At 41.7% G+C, this 1423-nt stretch carries 2 protein-coding genes; both read left to right on the top strand.

What is annotated here, in order from left to right; translation table 11 throughout:
- Positions 1–559: 559 nt before the first annotated feature.
- The gene (locus DFR47_RS21475) at positions 560–811 is read left to right on the top strand and encodes a GlsB/YeaQ/YmgE family stress response membrane protein (protein ID WP_113946006.1); all 252 of its coding nucleotides are present in this window, start codon (positions 560–562) and stop codon (positions 809–811) included.
- A gap of 259 nt (positions 812–1070) precedes the next feature.
- Positions 1071–1423 (top strand): lipocalin family protein (locus DFR47_RS21470; RefSeq protein WP_113946543.1); only part of this gene is annotated, 353 nt, incomplete at its 3' end.

Genomic DNA, 1423 nt, shown 5'->3' with positions numbered 1-1423 from the left:
CTGTTCGTCTGAAAATCGTGAGCGTTTCATTGTCCATCTCCTACCAAGGATTGGACTCTACCAAAATCTGGAGGAGTTTGCGGGGCTCAGGTCACAACTATTGCCGCTAACTGCAATAGAAACTCTTCTTTGCTCATTATAGCTGGAGGATAGAGCGACTGTTCACTACGATGCTTATGAGGAATGGAAGTCTGGGGCGAGTAAAGCAGTATGCCGAGTGTTACAATAATGCTTCGCATAGTTGATCATAATAAAGGGCTTAAAGGTAAGAATTAATCTTAATTTCTATGCCAAGCAAGTAACATACATCTTTATTGAAGGATTACTGGTAAGGGTATTAAACCAAGTCATAATCCAGAAATGAGAGAGGCAGCTTAAAGGCTGCCTTTTTTGTTTTAGGTTGGCAAACTCAATAAGCTAGGGCATCCCTGTTACAATGCGAAGTAGCCAATAAAAGGCGACTAGAATATCTAATATATCCATTACTAAACCTCACTACTTGATGGAAAAACTTATCGCCCTAATTCGTTAGATATCATCTAATTGAATGGAGGGTTATATGGGCGACGCGGGAATTGGTTGGATTGCTGCAATTATTATCGGCGGCTTGGCTGGTTGGATTGCTTCAAACTTTATGAAGAGCGATACAGGTATTTTTCTCAATATCATATTGGGAATAATTGGCGCTTCTATAGCCAGTTTTCTGTTTGGGCTCGTCGGAGTTTCGTTCGGTGGTTGGCTTGGTTATCTTGTAGCTGGTTTTGTAGGTGCCTGTATACTCATTTGGGGCGGTAGGCTAATCAGATCGTAAATGATCATCAAACGCTTGGAAGAAGCCCCGCTACGGCGGGGTTTTTATTTGAATAACAAAATGACGACGACAAGTGAAATGATGAACACTATAAAACTCATTCCTGAGAGTGTCGGTTGCCATTGGTTCACTCTGTTCGCAGCGCGATTTTATACGAATAAATCACACCGAAATAATGCTTTCTTTTTTGTTTCAAGCTGTAGATTGCGGAACTCTCGACACCCATATGCGTTCACAATATAACTGACAGGAGTTTGTTATGAACGCTAAAAAGCTATTATTGACTGCACTTGGTATATTCGCAGGATATAAGTTATATAAAGCAGGTAATCCTCAAATTCCTGATAATGTTACGCCTGTCACGGGTTTCGAGCTAAACCGATATCTCGGTAAGTGGTTTGAGGTTGCTCGTGTAGATAACCGTTTTGAAAAAGGCCTGGTCAAAACCACGGCCGAATACAAGCTTAACGGTGATGGCTCTGTGAATGTATTGAATAGCGGTATCGACGAGATATCTGGCAGACATAAACGAGCTTCAGGAACTGCAGTTTTTGTACGAAATGAGTACGAGGGCGCACTCAAAGTTTCTTTCTTCGGTCCGTTCTATGGTGG

The sequence above is a fragment of the Pseudochrobactrum asaccharolyticum genome (assembly GCF_003314995.1).
In the GTDB taxonomy this organism is placed as follows: domain Bacteria; phylum Pseudomonadota; class Alphaproteobacteria; order Rhizobiales; family Rhizobiaceae; genus Pseudochrobactrum; species Pseudochrobactrum asaccharolyticum.
The sequence above is the reverse complement of the archived record's forward strand: the minus strand, read 5'-3'. Positions and strand labels throughout refer to the sequence as shown.

Coding starts and splice junctions, on each gene's coding strand:
- DFR47_RS21475 (WP_113946006.1), top strand. CDS start 560: ATGGGCGACGCGGGAATTGGTTGGATTGCTGCAATTATTATCGGCGGC.